We start from the raw sequence: 23,122 nt of genomic DNA, 5'->3' as shown, positions 1-23,122 counted from the left end.
AGGCGCCGCCGCCTTTCCCGCGGCGCCCACGGCCCGCAGCCCTACGGCACCTTGTACGTCTCCCCGTACATCGACCACTCCAGCGGGGTGTTCAGCTCCAGGTTGCCCGCGTTCAGCCAGCGGCGCTGCGCGGTGTCGATGCGGGAGGTGTCCGCGGTCGCCTTCCTGGCGAGCATGGCGTCGCGGCGGATGTCGAGGAAGGCGTCCAGGTACGCCGTCTCGTCGCCGCCCGTGGCGGGGGTGGCGGCCTCGTCCAGCGCGAGCTCGCGCATGCCGTAGAACCCCTCCGGGCCGGTGTCGGGCCCGTGGAAGACCATCGCGTCGTAGTAGACGAACTGGCCGAGCGTGCCGAGGCCGTCCAGCTTGGCGAGCCGCACCGCCGGGTCGAAGTAGACGCGGTCGCGCTCCTCCTCCTGGGCCCGCTGGAAGGCGGGCACCTCCGCCTCGGCCTTCCATGCCTCGGTGAAGCCGGGGTCCAGGCCCTCGTGCGAGTCCGTGCCGTCGACCGCGCGCAGGGCGGGCAGATAGCGGGCGAGGCCGTTGTCCGGGTGGTCCTCGGTGTAGCGCTCCACCAGGGCGAGCAGATCGTGGGTGCCGGTGCAGAACCCGGCGATGCCCGCGGTGTAGCCCCGGCCGTCGCCGTGGTCCTCGATGGAGCCGTAGGAGGCGCGCCAGTCCAGCGTGGAGGCCGTGGACGTGGCCAGGATCCGGTGCGCCAGCTCCCGCTCGCCGGGGGCGGCGAGGCCGGGCGGCAGGCCCGCGATCACCTTGTCGTCGGCGGCGCGTTCGGCCGCCGCGGCCCGTTCGGCCTTCGCCTTGGCGTCCTCCCTGGCCTGCTGGGAGGCGGCGGCCCGCTCCCCGGGCACCTCGGAGGAGCCGGCCGGGAAGAGGAGGGCGGCCGCCGCCGTGACGAGCACGGGCACGGCCGCGAGGAGAAGACAACCGGTTCTCTTCATGTCACACCGTCCCGCCGGCCGGCTGGGACGCCCTTCCGTGAGCCGGCGGCAGGCGCAGCGCCGGCGGCCCGGCGCAGGCGGCGGCGTGGCGCGGGGCCCGGCGCGGGCCCCGGGGCGCGATCGCGTACGCCGCGGTCACCGCGCCGCCCGCCGGGAGGCCGCCGAAGCGGCCCTGCCGGGAGGTGAGGCGGCGGCAGGTCGTGGGGGTGGACTCGGGTTTCAGGGCCGGCTCCTCGATAGGGCTGGTGACGGTCGAGCCGGTGGGGTCGGCGGCGAACAAAATAACGAATGCCGTGGAGGGGCGGGGACGGCGGGGCCCCGGGCCTCAGGGTGCCGTACGCTCGGCGGCCGGGAGCGCGGCGATCAAGGGGGAGACGGTATGGCGGCGATCAGCCTCGACACGGTGCGGGAGACCGCTCCCGCGCTGGTGAACCTCTACAAGAGCGCCGGGGTGTCGCTCGCGCAGCACGGGCTGGACGGGCAGCGTGCCGCCGTCTACCTGGTGGTCGACCACTCCGGGTCCATGCGGCCGTACTACAGGGACGGCAGTGTGCAGGCGCTCGCCGACCGGGTGCTCGGGCTCTCCGCCCACCTCGACGACGACGGCCGGGTGCCGGTGGTCTTCTTCTCCACCGGGATCGACGCCGTCACCGACATCGCGCTCGCCGGCCACCGGGGGCGGATCGAGCGGATCGCGGCCGGGCTCGGGCACATGGGCAGGACCGCCTACCACCTGGCGATGGACGCCGTCATCGACCACTACCTCGACAGCGGCGCCACCGACCCCGCCCTGGTCGTCTTCCAGACCGACGGCGGCCCGGCCGACAAGCCCGCCGCCGAACGGTACCTGTGCAAGGCGTCCCGGCTCCCGCTGTTCTGGCAGTTCATCGGCTTCGGCGACCCGGACAGCCGGCAGTTCGACTTCCTGCGCAGGCTCGACGAGCTGCCGGTGCCCGGCCGGCGGGTGGTGGACAACGCCGGGTTCTTCCCGGCGGGCGAGGACCCCTCGAAGGTCTCCGACGCCGAGCTGTACGACCGGCTGGTGGGCGAGTTCCCGGCCTGGCTGGCGGCGGCCCGCGCCGCGGGCGTCCTGCCGGTCACGGCAGCCGCTCGGACTGCTCCCCGCTGACGGCGGGTTCCAGGGCCGCGGCCCGGCACCCCGCTGAACCCGGCCCCTACGTGTCGCACTCCAGCACCGTCCGGCACAGCGCGCACCTCGCCCGCACCCGCCCGCGCACCGGCACCCTGATCCGCTGGTGGCACGTCGGACAGGGGAACGACACCCGCAGCGGGCCCAGGGCGTCGGCCGTGAACGTGTAGGGCGTGTCCGGCGCGGTGACGACGGTCCGCGTGTCCTGGGCGTGCCGCCGGTCGCGGGCGTAGCGGCGGCGGCCCGCCCAGCCGGCCGCCGTCAGCGGCGGCTGCTGCCCGTCCCGGCGGGCCAGGGCCAGGCCCTCGGTGTACGCCGTGTACGCCTGCGGACTGGTGAACCAGACCGACGGGTCCTCGCCGAAGACCAGCGCGCGCTTGGCGAGCACGTACCCGAACTCCTCGGGGGTCAGATAGCCGAGCTTCTGGCTGGACACCGCGTCCTCCCGGTAGGCGTCCAGCAGCAGCCAGCCCGCCCCCAGGTAGGCCGTCGTGGTGTCCGTCAGGACCTCGTTGTCGCGGGTCCCGGGGAACGCCAGGCCCAGCCGGTGCAGATAGACGTGCGTCACCTCGTGGGCGAGGGCGGCGCCGATGTCCCGCCGATGGGTGCGGAAGCGGTCGTTCAGCTCCACGAAGTACTCGGGGCCCGCGGCGAGTTCGACGCTCGCGGCGTGCGGCATCTCACGGAAGCTCACGACGAGCCGGGCGTCCGGCAGCCGGTAGTGCCGCACCAGTTCGCGGGCCACCCGCTGGGCGCCGAGGTACAGGTCGTCCGTGTCGCAGAAGGCCACGTCGGCCGGGGCCACGCTGGCCGCGAAGGTGCGCACGGTGTCGTGGGACAGGCGCCGGTACAGCGCGGTGACGGCGGCCCGCACCGTCTCCAGGTGCGGGTAGCCGTGCTCGACCGGTCCGCCGTTGGCCACGCCGACCCCCAGGACGCCTCGAACCCGGTTTCCACTCTACGAGCAGGGGAGCGGATTTTCGCCCGAGGGGTTCCTTCCGGGGGACGTGAGATCCGTCCTTGTCATGGACGCCGTCTGATCACATACTGCGAGCCGCCCAACCCCCCACGAAAGGACGTACGTTGACCCATACCACGACCATCGCCGCCAAGAGAGGCGGCCTGGCGCTGGCGAAGAAGGCGGCCGCGGCCGGAGCCGTCGCCCTGGCGGTCGCCAGCCTCCAGCCGGTCAGCGCCGCGCACGCCGCCGACGCGCGCGTCATCGGCGGAAAGCCCGCCGCGCAGAACGAGTTCCCCTTCATGGTGCACCTCTCCATGGGCTGCGGCGGGGCGCTCTACAAGAAGGACATCGTCCTCACCGCCGCCCACTGCATGGACGGCTCCGGCAACAACACCCGCATCACCGTCACCGCGGGTGTCGCCGACCTGAACTCCTCCGGCGCGATCAAGGTCAAGTCGACCAAGGTCAAGGTGGCGCCCGGCTACGACGGCGTCGGCAAGGACTGGGCGCTGATCAAGCTCGCCAAGCCGATCGACCGGCCCACGCTGAAGATCGCCACCACGGCGAAGTACAACCGCGGCACCTTCACGATCGCGGGCTGGGGCGACGTCCGGGAGGGCGCCGGCACCGGCACGACGAAGCTGCAGAAGGCCAACGTGCCGTTCGTCAGCGACCGCGCGTGCAAGTGGCACTACGGCAACCGGCTGGTGCCCAAGCAGGAGCTGTGCGCCGGCTACGCCAGCGGCGGCATCGACACCTGCCAGGGCGACTCGGGCGGCCCGATGTTCCGCAAGGACGACGCGGGCAAGTGGATCCAGGTCGGCATCGTCAGCTGGGGCGACGGCTGCGCCCGCTCCGGCGTTCCCGGTGTCTACACCGAGGTCAGCACCTTCGCCAAGGACATAGCCAAGGCCGCGTCGGCGCTGTAGCCGGCGCCGCGCGAGACGGTACGGCGGAGCCGCCCCCACCGGGTGCGGCTCCGCCGTGCTCCGTCCGCCCGGGAGGCCGCCCGGCGGGGGACGCCCGCCGGGCGGCCTTCCGCCTTCCGCCCGCTGGCCGCCGCCGGGCCGCCCTCCGGCACGCCTCCCCCGGGCCGCCCTCCGGCGCGCCCCGGCCCGCCTCCCGGCCCCCTCGGACCTGTCGGAAACCGTTCGGTCCCGCTCCGGGCCCCTGACAGAATCCGGGCCGTGACCGCCGAACAGCAGCACCCCGGCCCCTCCGGCCCGCCCGGCTGCCGTCCCGGTCGGCCCGGCACCGCCGGCCGGCTCTCCTTGCGGACCGGCGGGCAGGACGACGCCCTGGAGAGGTTCCTCGACGAGCAGCTCACCGCCTTCAACGGCACGGCCTGCGGAGCGGGCACCCCCGAGGAGTTCAGCATCCGCGTCGAGGACGCCACCGGTGAGCCGGCCGGCGGACTCACCGGGTACGTCTGGGGCGGGCTCTGCGCCGTCCACCTGCTGTGGGTGCGCGAGGACCTGCGCGGTGCCGGGTGGGGGAGCCGGCTGATGCGGGCCGCCGAGGAGGAGGGCGTCCGGCGCGGCTGCACCGACATGACCGTCTCGACGTACACCTTCCAGGCCCCCGGGTTCTACCGGAAGCTGGGCTTCCGTGAGACGGGGCGTACTCCGGGCGTCCCCGGAGGCCACGCGGACGTCTCCTTCCACAAGCCGATCGGCGGGTGACCGGTGGGCGATCGGCGGGTGATCGGCCGGGGTGCCGCCCCGTAGGGTGGACCCCCATGAGCACCAGCAACACCAGTACCGGCGACGTCGACCCGGCCGTCCTCGACGAGCTCGCCCGGCTCCGGGACAGCATCGACAACATCGACGCGGCCGTCGTCCACATGCTCGCCGAGCGCTTCAAGTGCACCCAGCAGGTGGGCCGGCTCAAGGCCGCGCACCAGCTGCCGCCCGCCGACCCCGCGCGCGAGGCGCGGCAGATCGCCCGGCTGCGGTCGCTCGCGGAGAGCGCGAAGCTGGACCCCGCGTTCGCCGAGAAGTTGCTCAACTTCATCATCGCCGAGGTGATCCGCCACCACGAGCGCATCGCCGACGACACCGTGAACGGCCAGTCCCCGGCCGGCGGCTGAGCCGGGCCGGCGAGCCGCACGCAGTCCGAGGCCGGGACCGCCGTCGTCGGCGGCCGCGAGGACCCGCCGTACGCCCCGGAGAACCCGCCGGCCCGCCCGGCCCCCGGCCGGGGCGCGCCGCCGGCGGCGGCCAGGCGCCTCACCCGGCTCCCGGCCGGCGCCGTCCGCGCGCGCCCACCACGGCGCGGGACGTGCCCCGGCCGGGGTGCGCTCCGCTCCCGTACCCACCCCACCGCCTCTGTCCCGTACCGGTGCCATCAGGCAGCATGTGCTCCATGTCCGTACTCACGCGCGACGAAGCGCAGACCCGTGCCCAGCTCCTCGACGTCCACCGGTACACGATCGACCTCGATCTGACGACCGGGGACGAGACCTTCGACTCCCGTACCGTCATCCGGTTCACCGCCCGCACGGACGCGGACACCTTCGTCGAGCTCAAGCCCGCCGAGCTGCGCTCCGTCACCCTCGACGGACAGCCCCTCGACCCGGACACCCTGGACGGCAACCGCCTGCCCCTGGAGAACCTCACGGCCGGCGCGCACGAGCTGCGGGTGGACGCGGTGATGCGCTACTCCCGCACCGGCGAGGGCATGCACCGCTTCACCGACCCGACCGACGGCGAGACCTACGTCTACACCCAGCTGTTCCTGGACGACGTCCAGCGCGTCTACGCCGCCTTCGACCAGCCCGACCTCAAGTCCGTCTTCGAGCTGTCGGTGAAGGCCCCCGAGGGCTGGACCGTCCTCGCCAACGGCGTCACCGAGCACACCGGCGACGGCGTGTGGCAGGCGGCCCCGACCCCGCTGATCTCCACCTACCTCGTCGCCGTCGCGGCCGGACCCTGGCACTCGGTGCGCACCGAGCACCGCGGCCTGCCCTTCGGCATCCACTGCCGCCGCTCCCTCGCTCCCCACCTGGACGCGGACGCCGAGGAGATCCTCGAGATCACCCGGCAGTGCTACGACCGCTACCACGAGAAGTTCGAGGAGCCGTACCCCTTCGACTCCTACGACCAGGCCTTCGTCCCCGAGTTCAACGCGGGCGCGATGGAGAACCCGGGCCTGGTCACCTTCCGCGACGAGTTCGTCTACCGCTCCGCCGTCACCGACACCGAGCGGCAGACCCGCGCGATGGTCATCGCCCACGAGATGGCCCACATGTGGTTCGGCGACCTCGTCACCCTCAAGTGGTGGGACGACATCTGGCTGAACGAGTCCTTCGCCGAGTACATGGGCTACCAGACCCTCATCGAGGCGACCCGCTTCACCGACACCTGGACCGACTTCGGCGTCGTCCGCAAGGCCTGGGGCTACGACGCCGACCAGCGCCCCTCCACCCACCCCGTCGCCCCCGAGGCCGTCGAGGACACCGCCTCCGCGCTGCTCAACTTCGACGGCATCTCCTACGCCAAGGGCGCCTCCGCGCTGCGCCAGCTCGTCACCTGGCTCGGCGAGAAGGACTTCCTCGCCGGCATCAACACCCACTTCGCCCGGCACCGGTTCGGCAACGCCACCCTCGCCGACTTCATCGACTCCCTCGCCTCCGCCACCGAACGGGACGTGCCCGCCTGGGCGGACGCCTGGCTGCGCACCACCGGCGTCGACACCCTCACCCCGCGCGTCGCCCCCGCCCCCGACGGCACCTGCACCCTCACCGTCGGCCACGCGGGCAGCCGCCCGCACCGCATCGCCGTCGGCCTGTACGACCTGGACCTCACCGACGAGGGCCGCCTCACCCTGCGCGAACGCCTGGAGCTCGACGTCCCGCAGACCGCCGCGCAGCCCATCGGCAAGCGGCCCGCCCTGCTGCTGCCCAACGACGGCGACCTCACCTACGCCAAGGTCCGCTTCGACCCCGAGTCGTTCGAGGCGGTCCGCACCCACCTGTCCGGGCTGCCCGAACCGCTCTCCCGCGCGGTGGTGTGGAACGCGCTGCGGGACGCCGTCCGCGACGGCGAGCTCCCGGCCGCCGCCTACCTGGAGGCCGCCCGCGCCCACCTCCCGCACGAGACCGACCTCGCCCTCGTCCAGGGCGTCCTCGGCTTCGCGACCGGGCAGATCGCCGACCGCTACCTGGCCCCCGAGGCCCGCCCGCAGGCCCTGGCCACCCTCGCCGACCTCTGCCGGGACCTGCTGCGCCGCACCGAGGACGGGGACCACCCCGGCCTGCGCCTGATCGCCGTACGGCACTTCATCGACACCGCCGCCCACCCGCACGCCATCGCCGCCTGGCTCGCCGACGGCACCGTGCCCGGCGGCCCCGAACTCGACCCCGAGCTGCGCTGGCGCATCCTGGGCCGGCTCGCCGTGCTCGGTGACACCGACGAAGCGGCCATCGCCGCCGAACTGGACCGTGACCCCAGCGCCGCCGGCCAGGAGGGCGCCGCCCGCTGCCGGGCCGCACTGCCCGACCCGGAGGCCAAGCAGCGCGCCTGGGAGGCGATGTTCTCCGGCGACGACCTCTCCAACTACCTCTTCACCGCCACCGCGCAGGGCTTCTGGCAGCCGGAACAGGCCGACCTCGTCCGCGAGTACGTGCCCCGCTTCTACCCCGACGCCGTCGCCGTCGCCGCCCGGCGCGGGCCCGCCATCGCCGATGCCGCCGGCCGCTGGGCGTTCCCCGCGCACGCCGTCGACGCCGAGACGCTCGCCCTCGGCGAGCAGTGCCTGCGCGACGCCGACCCGATCCCCGCCCTGCGCCGCAAACTCGTCGACCAACTCGACGACTTGGCCCGCGCGTTGCGCGTCCGGGAAGCGGCCGCGCCCCAGGCGTAGGACCAGCGGACGGAAGGGGCACGGGCCGGTCTCCGCGGCCACCGGCGGCATCGGCCGTGCCCCCGTCGGACGGCTCCTCGCCCGGCGCCACGACCACGTGGCACACGTGCGGGACCCCGTATCCGCCGGTACCCCCGTTCGGGTGCTGATGCCCTGCTTCCCGGGCGCGGCGCCGCACCCGGCGCCAAGCTGACCGCATGAGCATGCCGTCCCTCGCCGCCGGACCCGAAGGCCCCGGCGCGCTCCGGCCGTTGCTCGGCACGGTCCTCGACGCGCTGGCGGCCGGCGGCCGGGCGAGGGGCGGCCCGCTGCCCGGCGGCGGGCCCGCGGCGGTGGCCGCACGGATGCGGGCCGCGGTGGGTGACGTCCTCCCGCAGGAGGGCGACCCGGACGCCCTGCGGCGGCTCGTCCAGGCCCTCGCCGAGGGCGCCGCCGATCCCGCCGACCCGCTCTGCGCCGCCCACCTGCACTGCCCGCCGCTCGCCGTCGCCACCGCCGCCGACCTCGCCGCGAGCGCGCTCAACCCGTCCCTGGACTCCTGGGACCAGGCCCCGTCGGCGTCCGCGCTGGAGGCGCTGGTGACGAGCGCCCTGGCCGCCGAGGTCTACCCGCGCGCCCCCGCTCCCGACTGCCTGGTCACCACCGGCGGCACCGAGTCCAACCAGCTCGCGCTGCTGCTCGCCCGGGAGGCACACGGCGGGCGGACACGGCTGGTGGCGGGTGCGGGCGCACACCACTCCCTCACCCGCGCCGCCTGGCTGCTCGGCCTGCCGGAACCCGTCGTCGTCCACGGTCCGGCCGGTGTCCTCGACCCGGCCGCCCTGGACGCCGCCCTGTCCGCGACTCCCGGCCCGCTGCTCGTCGCCGCCACCGCCGGCACCACCGACACCGGCCGGATCGACCCGCTGCCCGAGATCGCCGGCCGCTGCCGGGCCCACGGCGCCCGGCTGCACGTCGACGCCGCCTACGGGGGCGGGCTCCTGTTCAGCGACCGGTACCGCGGCCGGCTCGCCGGACTCGACGCCGCCGACACCGTCACCCTGGACCTGCACAAGCTCGGCTGGCAGCCGGTCGCCGCCGGACTGCTCGCGGTGCGCGACGCCCGCGATCTCACCGCCCTGCACCAGCGCGCCGACTACCTCAACGCCGACGACGACACCCGGGCCGGCCTGCCCGACCTGCTCGGCCGCTCCCCGCGCACCACCCGCCGCCCCGACGTGCTGAAGATCGCCGTCACCCTCAGCACCCTCGGCCGCACGGGGCTCGGCGCGCTCGTCGACCGCGTCTGCGGCCTCGCCCGGGAGTTCGCCGCCCTGATCGCCGCGCACCCCCGGTTCGAGCTGTACGGCCGGCCCGCGATCAGCACGGTCCTGTTCCGGCCCGCCGGGGCCGCAGACGACGCCGTGGCCGCCGTACGCCGCACCCTGCTCGCCGGCGGACGTGCCGTCCTCGGCCGCGCCCGCCCCGACGGCCGGCTGTGGCTGAAGGCCACCCTGCTCAATCCGCACGCCCGGCCCGAGGACCTGGCCGCGCTCCTGGAACTGGTGGAAGGACACACCCCACGATGACCCCGGCGCCCACCCCGCACGATCCCCGCACCCGGCACCCCGAAGCCCCGCGCGACCTGGTCGGCATCGGCGTCGGACCGTTCAACCTCTCCCTCGCCGCCCTCGCCCACCCGCTCACCGGGCTCGACACCGTCTTCTACGAGCAGCGCCCCGCCTTCGGCTGGCACCCGGGCCTGCTCCTCGACGACGCCACCGTCCAGGTGTCGTTCCTCGCCGACCTGGTGACCCTCGCCGACCCCGCCAGCCCCTGGTCCTTCCTCAACTACCTCAAGGCCCGCGACCGGCTCTTCCCCTTCTACTTCGCCGAACGCTTCCACGTCCGGCGCGCCGAGTACGACGCCTACTGCCGCTGGGTCTGCGCGAACCTGCCCGGGCTGCGCTTCGGCCACCAGGTCGACGCCGTCCGCTGGAATCCGCGGCGCGACGTCTTCGAGGTCGACTTCACCCGGCTCGACGCGGACGGGGAGGCCGAGGCCCTGGGCCGGACGTACACCCGCAACGTCGTGCTCGGCATCGGCGGCGAGCCGCACGTCCCCGGCCCGCTGCGGCCCCTCGTCGGCCGGCCCGGCGCGCCCGTGGTGCACGCCGCCGACTACCTCGGCCACCGTGCGGCCCTCCTTGCCGCGGGGCACGTCACCGTCATCGGCACCGGGCAGTCGGGCGCCGAGATCTTCCTCGACCTGCTGCGTCACCGCCCGGCCGGCCGGGAGCGGCTGCACTGGCTCGGCCGCAGCGAGGCGTTCGCGCCGATGGAGTACTCCAAGCTCGGCCTGGAGCACTTCACCCCCGACTACGCCCGCTACTTCCACGCCCTGGCCGAACCGGTGCGCGAGGCGCTGGTGCCCGCCCAGTGGCAGCTGCACAAGGGCATCGACGCCGGCACCATCGCCGCCGTCCACGACGAGCTGTACCGCCGCACCCTGCACGGCGGCTGGCCCGACGCCGTCCTCACCCCGGGGGTCCGCGTCCGCACCGCGGGCCGGACCGCCACCCGGCAGGTCGAGCTGCACCTGGAGCACGTCCAGCAGGGCACCCGTTCCCGGCTCACCACCGACGCCGTGGTCCTCGCCACCGGCTACCGGGAGCGCCCGCCGGACCGGCTCCTCGCCGCACTCGACCCGTACCTGCGCCGCGACAGCCGGGAACGCCCGTGCGTGGACGAGGAGTTCCGGCTGGTCCTCGACCCGGCGGTCACCGGTTCCGTGTACGTGCAGAACGCCGGGCTGTACGCGCACGGCGTCGGCACCCCGGACCTGGGCCTCGCCGCCTGGCGCAGCGCCTCGATCCTGAACTCGCTCACCGGTGAGGAGCCCTATCCGCTGCCGGACCGCACCGCGTTCACCACGTTCGGCCTGCGACAGCGACAGCCCCGGGTCCCGTCCACGCGGCGCCCGAAGGCGCTGACCCCTTCCGCGGACGGGATCCGGGGCCCCTCCCGCTCGGAGGGGTTCTAGAACACCGGTGTGCCGTCCCGGGTCAGCTTCCAGTCCTCCGACGCGAAGTCCTTCGGGTCGAGCACGCCCTTGGCCGTCACCCACTCGGCGATCCGGGTGCGGATCTCCGTCGACTCCGCCCACAGCTCCGGCGCGGAGGCGACGTGCGGGAAGGCGCCGCCGCCGTTGGCGCGGTAGTTGTTGACGGCGAGCACGAACCGCTGCGCGTCGTCCAGCGGGGCACCGCCGTGGCGGAGGTTCCTGATGCGGGAACCGGCCGGCTGGGCGATGTCGATGTCGTAGGTCAGGCCCGAGACGTAGTCGTAGTTGTAGTCGGGGCGGCCGCCCGCGTTGGTCAGTTTGTCCACGTCGACCGGCGCGCCGGCGGCCGTCCGGACGAAGTACTCCGCCGAGTACTCCAGGTAGGCCCGCAGCTGGGCACCCGTCATCAGCTTGGCGACCAGCGTGTTGTCGTAGACGTAGAGGCCGGACAGGTCGCGGATGGTGACGTCGCCCGCCGGGATCTCGCTGGTGCGGGAGAACGGCGAGGCCTGCGCGAGCACCGGCAGCGCGGCGTGCTCGGTGCCCGCCAGGGCGGCCCTGACCACGTCCTCCTGGACCTTGGTGATCAGGTCGATGATGGGGGCGTCCCGGTAGCGGGCGTCGACCGTCGTCAGGGTCTCGGTGGCGGTGCCGACGACCTGGTTGACGTACGCGACCACCTTGGCGTGCTCGTCGTCGAGCAGCCTGCCGATGTACGGGTGGTCCTCGACGGTGTTGGAGTTGCGCAGCGAGGCCCTGACCGACTCGACGTGCCAGCGGCCCTTGCGGAAGACCAGCTCGAAGTCGAACAGGGTGAGCCGCTCGGCGTAGCACAGCGGCTCGGACAGCACGACGGTCCTGCCGGTCTTCTCGTTGGTGACGAGCAGTTCCTCGATCTCCACGTGTGCGTGGCCGACGAGGATCGCGTCGATGCCCGGCACCTGCCTCGCCACGTCGGCGGCGGCGTTCTCCACGTACGGCAGCTGGTCGCCCCAGGAGGAGGTGCCGGAGGAGCCGCTGTGCGCGGAGACCACGACCACGTCCGCGCCCATCGAGCGCAGCTTCGGCACCCACTTCGCGGCCTGCTCCACCAGACCGGGGAAGGCCAGCTTGCCCTGGACGTACGCCTTGTCCCAGATCGCGATGCCCGGGTTGGTCAGGCCGAGCACGGCGACCTTGACCGGCGGCAGGCCCGGCACCTTGAACGTCTTCATGAAGTACGGCGGGAAGGCCGGCCGCAGGGTCTTCGCGTCCACGGCGTTCGCGCCGAGCAGCGGGAAGTCGCACTGCTCCTCGAACGCGCGCAGGGTCTCGATGCCGTAGTTGAACTCGTGGTTGCCGAGCGCCACGGCGTCGTAGCCGATGGCGTTCATCGCCTGTGCCATCGGGTGCACCGGGCCGCCCTCGGCGGTGATCGGGTCGACCTTGGCGTAGTAGTACGTCAGCGGGGTGCCCTGGATCGTGTCACCGGCGTCGAGCAGCAGGGTGTTGCGGCGGCCCTTCTCCTCGCGGACCTGTTCCACGAGGGTGGCGATCCGCGCCAGTCCCTTGGCGTTGCCCTTGGCGTCGGTGTACTCGGTGTCCTTGAAGTAGTCCCAGTTGAAGATGTTGCCGTGCAGGTCGGTGGTGCCCATCACGGTGAACGAGTACCGCTTGGCCGGCCCGGGGCCCTTCGCCGTCTCCGCGGCCGTCGCCGGGGCCGCCGCGGCGCCGGCGACGGCCACCCCGGCTCCGGTCGCGGCGGACTTCTTCAGGAACTTCCGGCGGTTCAACGGCATGTCGTGCTCTCCTCGGTGCCACGGTCGATGACGGCGCTCGATGACGGCGTTTCGATGACGCGCGTAGACGGACGCGCGTAGATTCTGACCCGTGCATGACGGACGGCAACAGGCCCGCGAGGTTGCGATCTGGTGACCGCGGCCGGTCCGGACTCCCCGGCCTGGCATCGCGGGGTCGGTCACGGACCGGGGCTGGCACAGTGGGCGTATGACGACCCCTGACGCCGAAGCCCGGCCCGCCGTCCCCTACGGGACCCCCGAGGCCCCGCGCATCGCCGTGCGCGGGGAGGCCCGTCTCGAGGTCGATCCGGAGGTCGCCCGGATCGGCATCACCGTCAGCGTCCGCGGCCGTGACCGGCGCGCCGCCCTGGGGGACCTGACCCGCCGCAACGCGGCCGTCCTGGACCTGGTGAAGTCCTGCGGGGACGCGGTGGAACGGCTGGAGACCGGCGCCTTCTCCCTCACGCCGGAACTCGCCGGGCACGGCAGGGGCGAGCGCGTCCGCACCTACCACGGGAGCGTCCGGGTCACCGCCGAGCTGTCGGACTTCACCGCGCTCGGTGACCTGACCACGCGGCTGGCCGACCTGGAGCTGACCCGGGTCGACGGCCCCTGGTGGTCCCTGCGCCGGGACTCGCCCGCCTACCGGGAGGCCCGCAGGCAGGCGGTCCGGGAGGCGGTGCAGCGCGCCCGCGAGTACGCCGAGGCGCTGGACACCACCCTCGCGGCCCTGGTCGAACTCGCCGACATCGGCGCGGAAGGGCCCGCGGTGCCGGTCTTCCCGGCGGCTCCGGGGCGCACCCGGGCAGCGGCCCATGCCCTCGCGGGCGCGGCGGAGACGGCCCCGTCGCTCGACCTGGAACCGCAGCGCCAAGAGGTGTTCGCCGCGGTCGACGCGCGCTTCACCATGGCGCCGCCCCGGCTGTAGGAAATTCCGCGGGGAAAGGGCGCGTCCGGGAAAGGAGTTGCGGAATTGCTCATCAGAGCGCCCTGGCGCACAATTCGGCGCTTGTCAACACCCCTTCATGCGATGGTTGTTGAGTCGTCACGCCCGGCCAATTGTCTACCCGCGGGTAAGCCCTAGGCTCGCCTCATGCGCCGAGCAAAGATCGTCTGTACCCTTGGGCCCGCCACCGACTCGTACGACCAGATCAAAGCCCTGGTCGACGCGGGAATGGACGTGGCCCGATTCAACCTCAGCCACGGCGGCCACGCCGAACACGAGGAGCGTTACCGGCGGGTCCGCAAAGCCGCCGACGAGACCGGCCGCAGCGTCGGGATCCTCGCCGACCTCCAGGGCCCGAAGATCCGCCTCGGCCGTTTCACCGAAGGGCCGGTTCTCCTCGAACGCGGCGACACCTTCACCATCACCGCCGAGGACGGCGCCGAGGGCGACCGGCAGTCCTGCGGGACGACGTACAAGGGGCTCCCCGGAGACGTCACGCCCGGCGAGCGCATCCTCGTCGACGACGGCAAGGTCACCCTGGAGGTCACCGGGGTCGACGGGCCCCGGGTCCGCACCCGGGTCGTCGAGGGGGGCATGGTCTCCGACCACAAGGGGCTGAACCTTCCCGGCGTCGCCGTCTCGGTCCCCGCGCTCTCCGAGAAGGACGAGGCGGACCTGCGCTGGGCCCTGCGCACCGGCTTCGACGTCATCGCGCTGTCGTTCGTGCGCAGCGGCCGGGACGTCGAGGACGTGCACCGCATCATGGACGAGGAGGGCCGCCGCCTCCCGGTGATCGCCAAGGTCGAGAAGCCGCAGGCGGTGGAGAACATCGAGGACATCGTGGCCGCCTTCGACGGCATCATGGTGGCCCGCGGCGACCTCGGCGTGGAGATGCCGCTGGAGCAGGTGCCGATCGTCCAGAAGCGGGCGGTCAAGCTGGCCCGGCGCAACGCCAAGCCGGTGATCGTCGCCACCCAGATGCTCGACTCGATGATCGAGAACTCCCGGCCCACCCGGGCCGAGGCGAGCGACGTCGCCAACGCGGTGATCGACGGCACGGACGCGGTGATGCTGTCCGGCGAGACCAGCGTGGGCAAGTACCCGGTGGAGACGGTCCGGACGATGGCGAAGATCGTCGAGGCGGCCGAGGAGGACCTCCTCGCCAAGGGCCTGCCGCCGCTGACCGAGCGCAGCAAGCCCCGCACCCAGGGCGGGGCCGTGGCCCGCGCGGCGGCCGAGATGGGGGACTTCCTGGGCGCGAGGTTCCTGGTCGCGTTCACCCAGTCCGGTGACACGGCCCGCCGCCTGTCCCGCTACCGCTCCCCGATCCCGCTGCTCGCCTTCACCCCGGACCCGGCCACTCGTTCGCAGCTCAGCCTGACCTGGGGGGTCGAGACCTTCCTCGGCCCGCGGGTGGAATCCACCGACGCCATGGTCGACCAGGTCGACGAACTGCTCACGAAATACGGCCGCTGCGAAAAGGGGGACACCGTGGTGATCACGGCCGGCTCGCCCCCCGGTGTCTCCGGCACCACCAATCTCGTGCACGTGCACCACATCGGCGAGGAACGCGGCAGGCGATAAGTTCACCGCGGAAATGAGGAAAGCGGATGTTCACCAAAGGGTGGACATCCGCTTTTGCGTGACCTTGAAGTCTAAGGAAAAGTACCCCGGGTCGGATTCGAACCGACGCTGGATGGTGTTTGAGACCATTGCCTCTACCGCTGGGCTACCGGGGCGCCCTTCGAAAAGAAGGTCGGCGGCTACCCGCCGTGTCCCCACCTTACCGTAGCTAGGTAGGCTCTTGTCAGCAGTACCCCTGCCCTGAACAAGGAGCCCCCGTGACCGCCGAGTCGCCCCAGCCCGTAGACGCGCCCGACGACGACAAGTCGCACGTGCCTCCGCTGACGACCCGAGTCGTCATCGCCGAGGACGAGGCCCTGATCCGGCTCGACCTCAAAGAAATGCTGGAGGAAGAGGGCTACACGGTCGTCGGCGAGGCCGGCGACGGCGAGCAGGCCGTGGAACTGGCCCGCGAGCACCGGCCGGACCTCGTGATCCTCGACGTGAAGATGCCCAAGCTCGACGGCATCTCCGCGGCCGAGAAGATCACCGAGGAGTCCATCGCCCCGGTGCTGATGCTCACCGCCTTCTCCCAGCGCGACCTGGTCGAGCGGGCGCGGGACGCCGGCGCCATGGCCTACCTGGTCAAGCCCTTCAGCAAGAGCGACGTCGTCCCGGCGATCGAGATGGCCGTCTCGCGGTACACACAGCTCAAGGAGCTGGAGAAGGAGGTCGCCGACCTCTCCCAGCGGCTGGAGACCCGCAAGCTGGTCGACCGCGCCAAGTCCATCCTCCAGACGGAGTACGGCCTGACCGAGCCCGCCGCGTTCCGCTGGATCCAGAAGACCTCCATGGACCGCCGGATGTCCATGCAGCAGGTCGCCGAGGCCGTCATCCAGGACGCCGAGGAGAAGAAGGCCGCCAAGGGCTGAGCCCGGCCGGTCCTTCACGACATGAACAGGACCGCCGCTTCCCCCGGTGGGGAAGCGGCGGTCAGCCGTTCACGAGGTCCTAGTCCTCGCCCAGGTACGCCTTGCGCACCGACTCGTCGTGCAGCAGGTCCTGCCCGGACCCGGAGAGCACGATCTTGCCGACCTCCATGACGTGGCCGTGGTCGGCCAGCGAGAGCGCCGCCTGGGCGTTCTGCTCGATGAGCAGGATCGTGGTGCCCTGGGACTTCAGCTCCTGGATGGTGGCCATGATCTTCTGCATCATGATCGGCGACAGGCCCATCGAGGGTTCGTCGAGCATGAGCAGCTTCGGCCGGGACATCAGCGCCCTGCCCATGGCGAGCATCTGCTGCTCACCGCCGGAGAGGGTGCCCGCGGCCTGCTTGCGCCGCTCCCCGAGGATCGGGAACAGGTCGTAGGCGCGCTGGATGTCCTTCTCGATGCCCTCCTTGTCGTTGCGCAGGAACGCACCGAGCCGGAGGTTGTCCTCGATCGTCATCCGGGGGAAGATGTGCCGCCCCTCGGGGGAGTGGGCGAGGCCCAGCGAGACGACCTTGTGCGCGGGGACCCTCTTCAGCGACCTGCCGTCGAACCGGATGTCGCCGGAGACCGGCGTCAGCAGCCCGGACAGGGTGCGCAGCGTGGTCGTCTTGCCGGCGCCGTTGGTGCCGATGAGGGTGACGACCTCGCCCGCGTCCACCTTGAACGAGATGCCCTTGACGGCCTCGATCTTGCCGTAGGCGACCCTGAGGTCCTCGACCTCCAGCAGAGCGGTCACTTGTCGTCCCCTTCCATGGTGCTGTGCGCCTCGGCCTCCGCGGCTTCGACCTCCGCGGCCTCCTCCTTGCCCGGCGCGCCCTCGAAGGGCTCACCGAGGTAGGCGGCGATCACGCGCTCGTCGGCCTGGACGACCTCGGCGGGGCCCTCGACGATCTTCTCGCCCTGGACCAGCACGGCGACCCGGTCGCAGAGGTTCATGATGAACCGGATGTCGTGCTCGATGACGAGGACGGCGATGCCCTTGTCCCGGATCGCGAAGATCAGTTCCTCGGCGGCCCGGGTCTCCTGCGGGTTCATGCCGGCGGTCGGCTCGTCCAGCAGGAGCAGGCCCGGCTCGCTCGCCAGCGCCCGGGCGATCTCCAGCTTGCGCTGCTCGCCGTAGGGCAGGTTGCGGGCCAGGTGGTCGGCCTTGGCGGCGAGGCCGGTGAACTCGAGGAGTTCCATGGCCCGTTCGCGCGACTCCTGCTCGGCCCGCTTGAAGCCGGGCAGCCGCAGCAGCGCCGACCAGAGGCCCTCCTTGGTGCGGGTGTGCCGTCCGACGAGCACGTTCTCCAGAACGGTCATGTTGGCGAAGAGCCGGATGTTCTGGAACGTACGGGCGATGCCGGCCTGGGTGACCAGGTGCGGCTTGGGCGGCAGGACGGAGCCCTTGTAGGCGACCTTGCCCTCGGTCGGCACGTACAGGCCGGTCAGGCAGTTGAAGAAGGTCGTCTTCCCGGCGCCGTTGGGGCCGATGAGGCCGACGATCTCCCCGGTGTTCACGGTGAGGTCGACGCCGCGGACGGCGGTCAGGCCGCCGAAGCGCATCGTGACGCCGCTGGCGTCGAGCACCGCGGTGCTGGTGGGTGCGGTCGTGGTGGTGGTCATGGCGGTCACGCCCCTGCCTTGGCGACGCCGGTCGCGCCCTCGGGCAGCGACTTGTCCTCCGGTACGTCGAGCTGTCCGGTCTCGTGGAATTCGAGCTGCTTCCTGCGGTCGGCGACCAGGCCCTCCGGACGGAACCGCATGAGCAGCATCAGCGCGACACCGAAGAGCAGCAGCTGGTACTCGGCCATGAACTGGAGCTTGGCCGGGATCAGGTAGAGCAGCGCGGCGCCGATCAGCGGGCCGCTGATGGTGCCCATGCCGCCGAGGATGACGGCGGCGAGCAGGAAGGCCGAGTTCGGCGGCACGGAACCGGCGAACTGGTACTGCTCGGGGGTGACGCTGTACGACACGTGCGCCTGGACGGTGCCGGCCAGGCCGGCGAGGCACGCGCCGAGCGCGAACGCGAGCAGCTTGAGGCGGAAGCCGTTGATGCCCATCGCGGTGGCGGCGGTCTCGTCCTCGCGGATGGCGACCCAGGCGCGGCCGATGCGGGACTCCGCCGAGCGGCGGAAGACCAGCACCACGATGGCCGTGAACAGCAGCATCATCAGGTAGTAGTTGCCCGAGCGGGTCAGCTCGTGGCCCAGGACGCTGTGCGACAGGCCCAGGTTGAACCCGAAGATCTCCAGGTCGGGGATGTTCGGGATGCCGTTGGAGCCGTTGGTGACGTCCGGGCCGCTGTTGCCGTTCAGGTTGTTCATGGTGATGCGGAAGATCTCACCGAAGCCGAGCGTCACGATGGCGAGGTAGTCGCCGCGCAGCCGCAGGGTCGGGGCGCCGATCACCACGCCGAAGACCAGCGAGGCGAGGGCACCGGTGAGCACGGCCGCCCAGAACGGGAAGTGCACGCCGATCGTCGACTGCGGGGAGCCGGAGACCAGGGCGGCGGCGTAGGCGCCGACGCCGAGGAAGGCGACGTAACCGAGGTCGAGGAGACCGGCGAGACCGACGACCACGTTCAGGCCCAGGGCGACCGTGGCGAAGATCAGGATGTTCGCGCCGATCAGGGCGTACTGGTCGTTCGTCTGGGTGAACGGGAAGCAGATCGCCGCGACGAACGCCGCCGCCATGGCGACGTTGCGGTGCTTGGCGGTCAGCGCCGACAGCCGCTTCAGCAGACCCGCGCGGGTGACGGCCGTGAAACCGAACCCCGTGACGATCAGGAAGCCGATGAACAGCTCGGAGTACTCCGTGCCGATGCCGTACGCGAAGACGTACAGGCCGGCGCCGAAGCCCGCGGCGATGATCAGGATCTCCGCCCAGGAGGGCAGTTCCCTCGCCCGGGCGGGCTCGGGAGCGGTCAGCGCGTGGCGAATCCGGCCCCACAGGTGGGGGTGCGGGTCGCTCGGGTCGTACGGCTGGTCGACCGGGAGGCCGAGGGCGCCGATCACCGCGAGCAGCGCGCCGGCGCCGGAGACGTAGGCGCCGGGCTCCAGGTTGACCACGCCGCCCAGCTCGTAGGAGATCGCGCCGAGGGCGTAGCCGGTGGTGCCGAGGACGCCGAGGGCGCCCAGCAGCACGGGGCTGTTGGTGCCGCCGGGGGTGAGCCAGCGCAGGCCCTTGACCCCGTAGCCGGAGACGGCGAACAGCAGGGTGAGCAGGGAGCCCACCAGGGTGAGCACCTGGAGACCGCCGGGGTAGCCGGTGACCGTGAGGTTGCCGGGGAACTCCTTGGTCCAGGTCCAGGCGAGGAAGGTGCCGACGAGGGCGACGGCGGAGCCGGCGACGGCGGTCGCGCGGGCCGCGGCGGGCGGCAGCGGCACGATCGGGGTGGCCGGGGCGGTGGACACCTTGGTGGTGTCGACGATGGTGTCGGTGGTGTTCGTCATGGGTATCACGCCCGATCCGCGACGCGTTCGCCGAGCAGGCCCTGTGGCCTGAAGAGCAGGACGAGGATGAGCAGCGAGAACGCCCACACGTCCTTCCAGGCGCCGCCGCCGAACAGTTCCATGCCGGGGATGTCGCCGACGTAGCCGGTGGCCAGGGACTCGGCGACGCCGAGCACGAGTCCGCCGAGCATGGCGCCGTAGATGTTGCCGATGCCGCCGAGCACGGCGGCGGTGAACGCCTTCAGGCCCATCAGGAAGCCCATGCGGAAGCCGACCTGGCCGTTCTTCAGGCCGTACGCGACCGCGGCGATGGCGGCGAACGCGGCACCGATGGCGAAGGCCATCACGATGATGCGGTCGGTGTTGATGCCCATCAGCTTGGCCGTGTCCGGGTCCTGGGCGGTGGCCTGCATACCGCGGCCGGAGCGGGTCTTCGTCACGAAGAGGCCGAGGGCGAGCATGCACAGCGGGGCGGCGATCAGCACGAAGAGGTCGCCGCGCTGGATGCCGGCGCCGAGGATGTCGATGGCCTCGCCCTCGAACTGCGGGAAGGGGTGGTCCTTCTTCGCGTCGGGGTACCACATCCACACGACCTGCTGGAGGACGATGGACAGACCGATCGCGGTGATCAGGGGGGCGAGCCGTGGCGCGGTGCGCAGCGGCCGGTAGGCGAACCGTTCCGCCGCGGTGGCGACCGCCACCGAGACGAGGATGCCGCCGATGATCATCAGCGGGACGGCCGCGCCGAGGGCGAAGCCGTCGGGAAGTATGAGCCAGACGGTCAGGGCTCCGAAGCCCCCGACCATGAAGATCTCGCCGTGGGCGAAGTTGATGAGCTGGACGATGCCGTAGACCATCGTGTAGCCGATCGCGATGAGTCCGTACATCGCGCCGAGGATGAGTCCATTGGCCAGCTGTTGCGGCAGTTCGTTCACCGCAGGGCCTCCGTGGGATGGGTTCGGATACGGCGCCGCGCGGGTGCGCTGGTGGGCGCGCCCGCGCGGCCTGGATCAATGTGTGATGTGGTGGAGCCGGTTACTCGTCCTCTGCTCAGTCCAGCTTCGGGGAGCCGCTGAACTCGGGCGCCCACGCGTTCTTCTTGATCTTGTAGGCGGTCATCAGCGTGTTGGTGGTGTCACCGAACTCGTCGAACGAGATGGTGCCGGTGACACCGTCGAACTTGACCTTGCTCATCGCGTCCAGCACGGCCTTGCGCGCGTCCGACGGGAGCTCGCCGTCGTTGCCCTCGACCGCCAGCTTGACGGCCTCGATGATCGACCAGGTGGCGTCGTAGGTGAGACCGCCGTAGACCTCGTAGGGGTCCTCGTAGCCCGCGGCCTTGTAGTCCGCGATGAACTTCTTGGCGGAGTCGAGCTGCTCGACGGGCTTGCCGACCGAGGTGCCGAGGTCGCCTTCGGCCTTCTTGTTCAGCTTCGGGTAGTCGCCGGAGACGATGCCGTCGCCGCCCATCAGCGGGATGTTCTGGCCGCTGTCCTTGAGCTGCTGGCTCAGGGGCGCGGCGGCCGGGTACTCGCCGCCGTAGTAGAGGGCCTCGGCGCCGGTCTTCTTGATCTTGGCGACGACGGAGTTGAAGTCACGGTCGTCGGGGTTCACGTGGTCGCTGCCGACGATCTTGCCACCGAGCTTGGTGAAGTTCGTCTTGAAGGAGGCGGCGAGACCCGCGCCGTAGGTCTTCTGGTCGTCGATCAGGTAGACCTTCTTGATGCCGGCCTTGTTGTAGAGGTACTCGGCGGCGAAGGCGCCCTGGACCTCGTCCGTGGTGGCCGTGCGGAAGAACGTCTTGAACTGGCGGACCGAGTTGCCGGTCTTCCAGCCGTCGCCCTGGGTCAGCTCCGTACCGGTGTTGGCGGGGGAGACCTGCACCAGGCCGGCGTCGTTGAACGGCTTCTGCATCTGCTGCGACACGCTGGAGTTCAGCGGGCCGACGACGCCGAGGACGTCCTTGTTGCTGATGTACTTCTGGGCGTTCTGCTGGCCGACGGAGGGCTGGGCCTGGTCGTCCAGGGGCTCCAGCTTGAACTCGATGCCCTTGACGTACTCCTCCTTGTTGGCCGTCTTCACGGCCAGCTCGGCGGAGTTGCGGATGCCGAGTCCGAGAGCGGAGAGGTCACCCGTGAGGGGGGCGTCGACGCCGATCACGACGGTGGTCTTGTCGCCGCCACCGCTGCCGTTGCTGCTGTCGTCGCGCGACCCGCATGCGGTGAGGGTGAGCGATCCCGCCGCCAAGGCGGCGGTGATGGCGAGGAGCGAACGTTGACGCACGAATCAGGTCCTTTCCCTGGCACGGCGGCTCCCGGTGGAGCACGTCGAGTCGAGCGCGGGACCGAAGGAACTTCGAATCCGTTGGCGCGGTGACTGGGCGTGACTCTAAGCGTGTGTGGGATACGTGGAGGAGGGTCTGTCCAAGGCTGTGACGCTCTTGTTATGACACGACGTAATGCAGAGCGGTACTTGCCGGGTGGAAGCGCGGAATTCTGGCTGATTCGCCCGGTCCATATCGTGAGACTTGCAGGCCCCGGCTGGCTCTTATCAGCAGTGTTCTTGCATTTTGCTGATGTCGCGGAATCGTTGCTCCAGGCCACCGGTGGGGCCTGGGGGAGCGGCCGGGCGGGGCCTCGGCGCGCACGGAAAGCCGCCCCGCCGTATTGCGCGCGTATTACGAAGAGTTACCCCATGGAAAGGGAGTCCGGCGTTCCGTGGCGGGTCCGCCTGATCGATCATTTCGCCGGGCGGGCGATCTTGCGACGGAATCCGCTCTTCGTTCGCTCTTCGTCCGGAAAGGGGGGTGAAATAGCCGTTACGGAATTGCGTGGTCCATGCACCAAAAAGCCGCCGTGCGACGGTCCGGGGCAACGGACCGTCGCACGGCGGCGGTTGGCGCGGGTGACGCAGCGTCAGCCCAGGGAGGCCGCCCGCTTCGCGTCGTCGGGGGTCACCTCGCGCAGCACACAGGTCAGCCGCGCGCTGCACACCCGCCGGCCCTCCTCGTCGCTGATCACGATCTCGTACGTCGCCGTCGACCGGCCCCGGTGCAGCGGCGTGGCCACACCGGTGACCAGACCCGAACGCACCCCGCGGTGGTGCGTGCAGTTCAGGTCCACCCCGACGGCGATCTTCGAGACACCGCCGTGCAGCATCGAGCCCACCGAGCCCAGCGTCTCCGCCAGCACCGCCGAGGCGCCGCCGTGCAGCAGCCCGTACGGCTGGGTGTTGCCCTCCACCGGCATGGTGCCGACGACCCGTTCCGGCGAGGCCTCCAGGATCTGCACGCCCATCCGCGTGCCGAGGTGCCCGGCCGAGAACAGCGCGGGCAGATCCACACCGAGCGAGGCGTACTCGTCGATGACCTCTTGCGGGAACTTCACGGTGTGCTGCTCGCCCATGGACCGGCTCCGTTCGTCTGTCGTCCTGCTGG

General features: G+C 71.8%; 20 protein-coding genes and 1 tRNA gene. 10 read left to right on the top strand and 11 right to left on the bottom strand.

Annotated features, from left to right (window positions below; all coding sequences use genetic code 11):
- Positions 1-41: 41 nt before the first annotated feature.
- Both SGLAU_RS09055 and SGLAU_RS35895 read right to left on the bottom strand, forming a co-directional pair.
- Complete coding sequence (locus SGLAU_RS09055; RefSeq protein WP_043499967.1) at positions 42-956, bottom strand: chitosanase; 915 nt, start codon at positions 954-956, stop codon at positions 42-44.
- Between the two features lies 1 nt (position 957).
- Complete coding sequence (locus tag SGLAU_RS35895; protein ID WP_043499965.1) at positions 958-1,236, bottom strand: hypothetical protein; 279 nt, start codon at positions 1,234-1,236, stop codon at positions 958-960.
- Between the two features lie 99 nt (positions 1,237-1,335).
- On the opposite strand from SGLAU_RS35895, the gene SGLAU_RS09045 reads away from it, so the two are divergent.
- The gene (locus SGLAU_RS09045) at positions 1,336-2,085 is read left to right on the top strand and encodes a VWA domain-containing protein (protein ID WP_043499963.1); all 750 of its coding nucleotides are present in this window, start codon (positions 1,336-1,338) and stop codon (positions 2,083-2,085) included.
- Positions 2,086-2,131: 46 nt separating this feature from the next.
- Here SGLAU_RS09045 and SGLAU_RS09040 read toward each other — a convergent pair whose 3' ends face one another.
- Positions 2,132-3,028, bottom strand: coding sequence for a hypothetical protein (locus tag SGLAU_RS09040; RefSeq protein WP_043499961.1), 897 nt, complete (start codon positions 3,026-3,028; stop codon positions 2,132-2,134).
- A 200-nt stretch (positions 3,029-3,228) separates the two neighbouring features.
- Here SGLAU_RS09040 and SGLAU_RS09035 point away from each other — a divergent pair, with 200 nt between their 5' ends.
- The 6 genes from SGLAU_RS09035 (at position 3,229) to SGLAU_RS09010 (ending at position 10,952) form a co-directional block, all read left to right on the top strand.
- Positions 3,229-3,996 (top strand): S1 family peptidase, encoded by a 768-nt coding sequence (locus tag SGLAU_RS09035; RefSeq protein WP_052414068.1) that lies wholly within the window; start codon positions 3,229-3,231, stop codon positions 3,994-3,996.
- 258 nt (positions 3,997-4,254) lie between these two features.
- Positions 4,255-4,749, top strand: coding sequence for a GNAT family N-acetyltransferase (locus SGLAU_RS09030; protein WP_078957644.1), 495 nt, complete (start codon positions 4,255-4,257; stop codon positions 4,747-4,749).
- Between the two features lie 56 nt (positions 4,750-4,805).
- Complete coding sequence (locus tag SGLAU_RS09025; protein ID WP_043499959.1) at positions 4,806-5,156, top strand: chorismate mutase; 351 nt, start codon at positions 4,806-4,808, stop codon at positions 5,154-5,156.
- Positions 5,157-5,431: 275 nt separating this feature from the next.
- Positions 5,432-7,930, top strand: coding sequence for an aminopeptidase N (gene pepN, locus SGLAU_RS09020; RefSeq protein ID WP_043499958.1), 2,499 nt, complete (start codon positions 5,432-5,434; stop codon positions 7,928-7,930).
- Between the two features lie 197 nt (positions 7,931-8,127).
- Positions 8,128-9,498, top strand: coding sequence for a pyridoxal phosphate-dependent decarboxylase family protein (locus SGLAU_RS09015; RefSeq protein ID WP_043499955.1), 1,371 nt, complete (start codon positions 8,128-8,130; stop codon positions 9,496-9,498).
- Positions 9,495-10,952: a lysine N(6)-hydroxylase/L-ornithine N(5)-oxygenase family protein gene (locus SGLAU_RS09010; protein ID WP_043499954.1), complete on the top strand. Its 1,458-nt coding sequence runs from the start codon at positions 9,495-9,497 to the stop codon at positions 10,950-10,952. Before SGLAU_RS09015 ends, SGLAU_RS09010 begins: the two co-directional genes overlap by 4 nt.
- Here the strand turns inward: SGLAU_RS09010 and SGLAU_RS09005 are convergent.
- Complete coding sequence (locus SGLAU_RS09005; protein WP_043499953.1) at positions 10,949-12,751, bottom strand: bifunctional metallophosphatase/5'-nucleotidase; 1,803 nt, start codon at positions 12,749-12,751, stop codon at positions 10,949-10,951. The genes SGLAU_RS09010 and SGLAU_RS09005 overlap by 4 nt on opposite strands.
- Positions 12,752-12,959: 208 nt before the next feature.
- Here SGLAU_RS09005 and SGLAU_RS09000 point away from each other — a divergent pair, with 208 nt between their 5' ends.
- Together SGLAU_RS09000 and pyk are read left to right on the top strand one after the other, a co-directional pair.
- Positions 12,960-13,679: an SIMPL domain-containing protein gene (locus SGLAU_RS09000; RefSeq protein WP_043499951.1), complete on the top strand. Its 720-nt coding sequence runs from the start codon at positions 12,960-12,962 to the stop codon at positions 13,677-13,679.
- Between the two features lie 165 nt (positions 13,680-13,844).
- Positions 13,845-15,281 carry a pyruvate kinase gene (gene pyk / locus SGLAU_RS08995; protein WP_043499950.1) on the top strand — a complete coding sequence of 479 codons (1,437 nt, stop codon included), beginning with the start codon at positions 13,845-13,847 and terminating at the stop codon, positions 15,279-15,281.
- Between the two features lie 82 nt (positions 15,282-15,363).
- Here pyk and SGLAU_RS08990 read toward each other — a convergent pair.
- Positions 15,364-15,436, bottom strand: a tRNA-Leu gene (locus SGLAU_RS08990).
- Between the two features lie 102 nt (positions 15,437-15,538).
- Here SGLAU_RS08990 and SGLAU_RS08985 point away from each other — a divergent pair.
- Positions 15,539-16,192, top strand: coding sequence for an ANTAR domain-containing response regulator (locus SGLAU_RS08985; RefSeq protein WP_043499948.1), 654 nt, complete (start codon positions 15,539-15,541; stop codon positions 16,190-16,192).
- Between the two features lie 79 nt (positions 16,193-16,271).
- Here the strand turns inward: SGLAU_RS08985 and SGLAU_RS08980 are convergent, their stop codons facing one another.
- From SGLAU_RS08980 to SGLAU_RS08955, 6 genes are all read right to left on the bottom strand, one after another.
- Positions 16,272-16,988, bottom strand: coding sequence for an ABC transporter ATP-binding protein (locus SGLAU_RS08980; protein ID WP_043499946.1), 717 nt, complete (start codon positions 16,986-16,988; stop codon positions 16,272-16,274).
- Positions 16,985-17,857 (bottom strand): ABC transporter ATP-binding protein, encoded by an 873-nt coding sequence (locus SGLAU_RS08975; RefSeq protein WP_043506425.1) that lies wholly within the window; start codon positions 17,855-17,857, stop codon positions 16,985-16,987. Before SGLAU_RS08975 ends, SGLAU_RS08980 begins: the two co-directional genes overlap by 4 nt.
- Before the next feature lie 5 nt (positions 17,858-17,862).
- The gene (locus SGLAU_RS08970; RefSeq protein WP_052413680.1) at positions 17,863-19,686 is read right to left on the bottom strand and encodes a branched-chain amino acid ABC transporter permease; all 1,824 of its coding nucleotides are present in this window, start codon (positions 19,684-19,686) and stop codon (positions 17,863-17,865) included.
- A 5-nt stretch (positions 19,687-19,691) separates the two neighbouring features.
- Positions 19,692-20,621: a branched-chain amino acid ABC transporter permease gene (locus SGLAU_RS08965; RefSeq protein ID WP_043499944.1), complete on the bottom strand. Its 930-nt coding sequence runs from the start codon at positions 20,619-20,621 to the stop codon at positions 19,692-19,694.
- A gap of 115 nt (positions 20,622-20,736) precedes the next feature.
- Positions 20,737-21,969: a branched-chain amino acid ABC transporter substrate-binding protein gene (locus SGLAU_RS08960; protein ID WP_043499942.1), complete on the bottom strand. Its 1,233-nt coding sequence runs from the start codon at positions 21,967-21,969 to the stop codon at positions 20,737-20,739.
- 632 nt (positions 21,970-22,601) lie between these two features.
- Positions 22,602-23,090, bottom strand: a complete 489-nt coding sequence (locus tag SGLAU_RS08955; protein WP_043499940.1) for a hotdog fold thioesterase — start codon at positions 23,088-23,090, stop codon at positions 22,602-22,604.
- Positions 23,091-23,122: the final 32 nt, after the last annotated feature.

It is taken from the genome of Streptomyces glaucescens, assembly GCF_000761215.1.
GTDB lineage: Bacteria > Actinomycetota > Actinomycetes > Streptomycetales > Streptomycetaceae > Streptomyces > Streptomyces glaucescens_B.
This window is presented reverse-complemented; position numbering and strand designations above follow the sequence as displayed.

Excerpts from the sequence above, each read along its gene's own strand:
- pyk (WP_043499950.1), top strand. The coding sequence starts at position 13,845 with ATGCGCCGAGCAAAGATCGTCTGTACCCTTGGGCCCGCCACCGACTCG.
- SGLAU_RS09005 (WP_043499953.1), bottom strand. The coding sequence starts at position 12,751 with ATGCCGTTGAACCGCCGGAAGTTCCTGAAGAAGTCCGCCGCGACCGGA.
- SGLAU_RS09025 (WP_043499959.1), top strand. The coding sequence starts at position 4,806 with ATGAGCACCAGCAACACCAGTACCGGCGACGTCGACCCGGCCGTCCTC.
- SGLAU_RS09045 (WP_043499963.1), top strand. The coding sequence starts at position 1,336 with ATGGCGGCGATCAGCCTCGACACGGTGCGGGAGACCGCTCCCGCGCTG.
- SGLAU_RS08955 (WP_043499940.1), bottom strand. The coding sequence starts at position 23,090 with ATGGGCGAGCAGCACACCGTGAAGTTCCCGCAAGAGGTCATCGACGAG.
- SGLAU_RS08975 (WP_043506425.1), bottom strand. The coding sequence starts at position 17,857 with ATGACCACCACCACGACCGCACCCACCAGCACCGCGGTGCTCGACGCC.
- SGLAU_RS08970 (WP_052413680.1), bottom strand. The coding sequence starts at position 19,686 with ATGACGAACACCACCGACACCATCGTCGACACCACCAAGGTGTCCACC.
- pepN (WP_043499958.1), top strand. The coding sequence starts at position 5,432 with ATGTCCGTACTCACGCGCGACGAAGCGCAGACCCGTGCCCAGCTCCTC.
- SGLAU_RS09055 (WP_043499967.1), bottom strand. The coding sequence starts at position 956 with ATGAAGAGAACCGGTTGTCTTCTCCTCGCGGCCGTGCCCGTGCTCGTC.
- SGLAU_RS09000 (WP_043499951.1), top strand. The coding sequence starts at position 12,960 with ATGACGACCCCTGACGCCGAAGCCCGGCCCGCCGTCCCCTACGGGACC.
- SGLAU_RS09015 (WP_043499955.1), top strand. The coding sequence starts at position 8,128 with ATGAGCATGCCGTCCCTCGCCGCCGGACCCGAAGGCCCCGGCGCGCTC.
- SGLAU_RS09010 (WP_043499954.1), top strand. The coding sequence starts at position 9,495 with ATGACCCCGGCGCCCACCCCGCACGATCCCCGCACCCGGCACCCCGAA.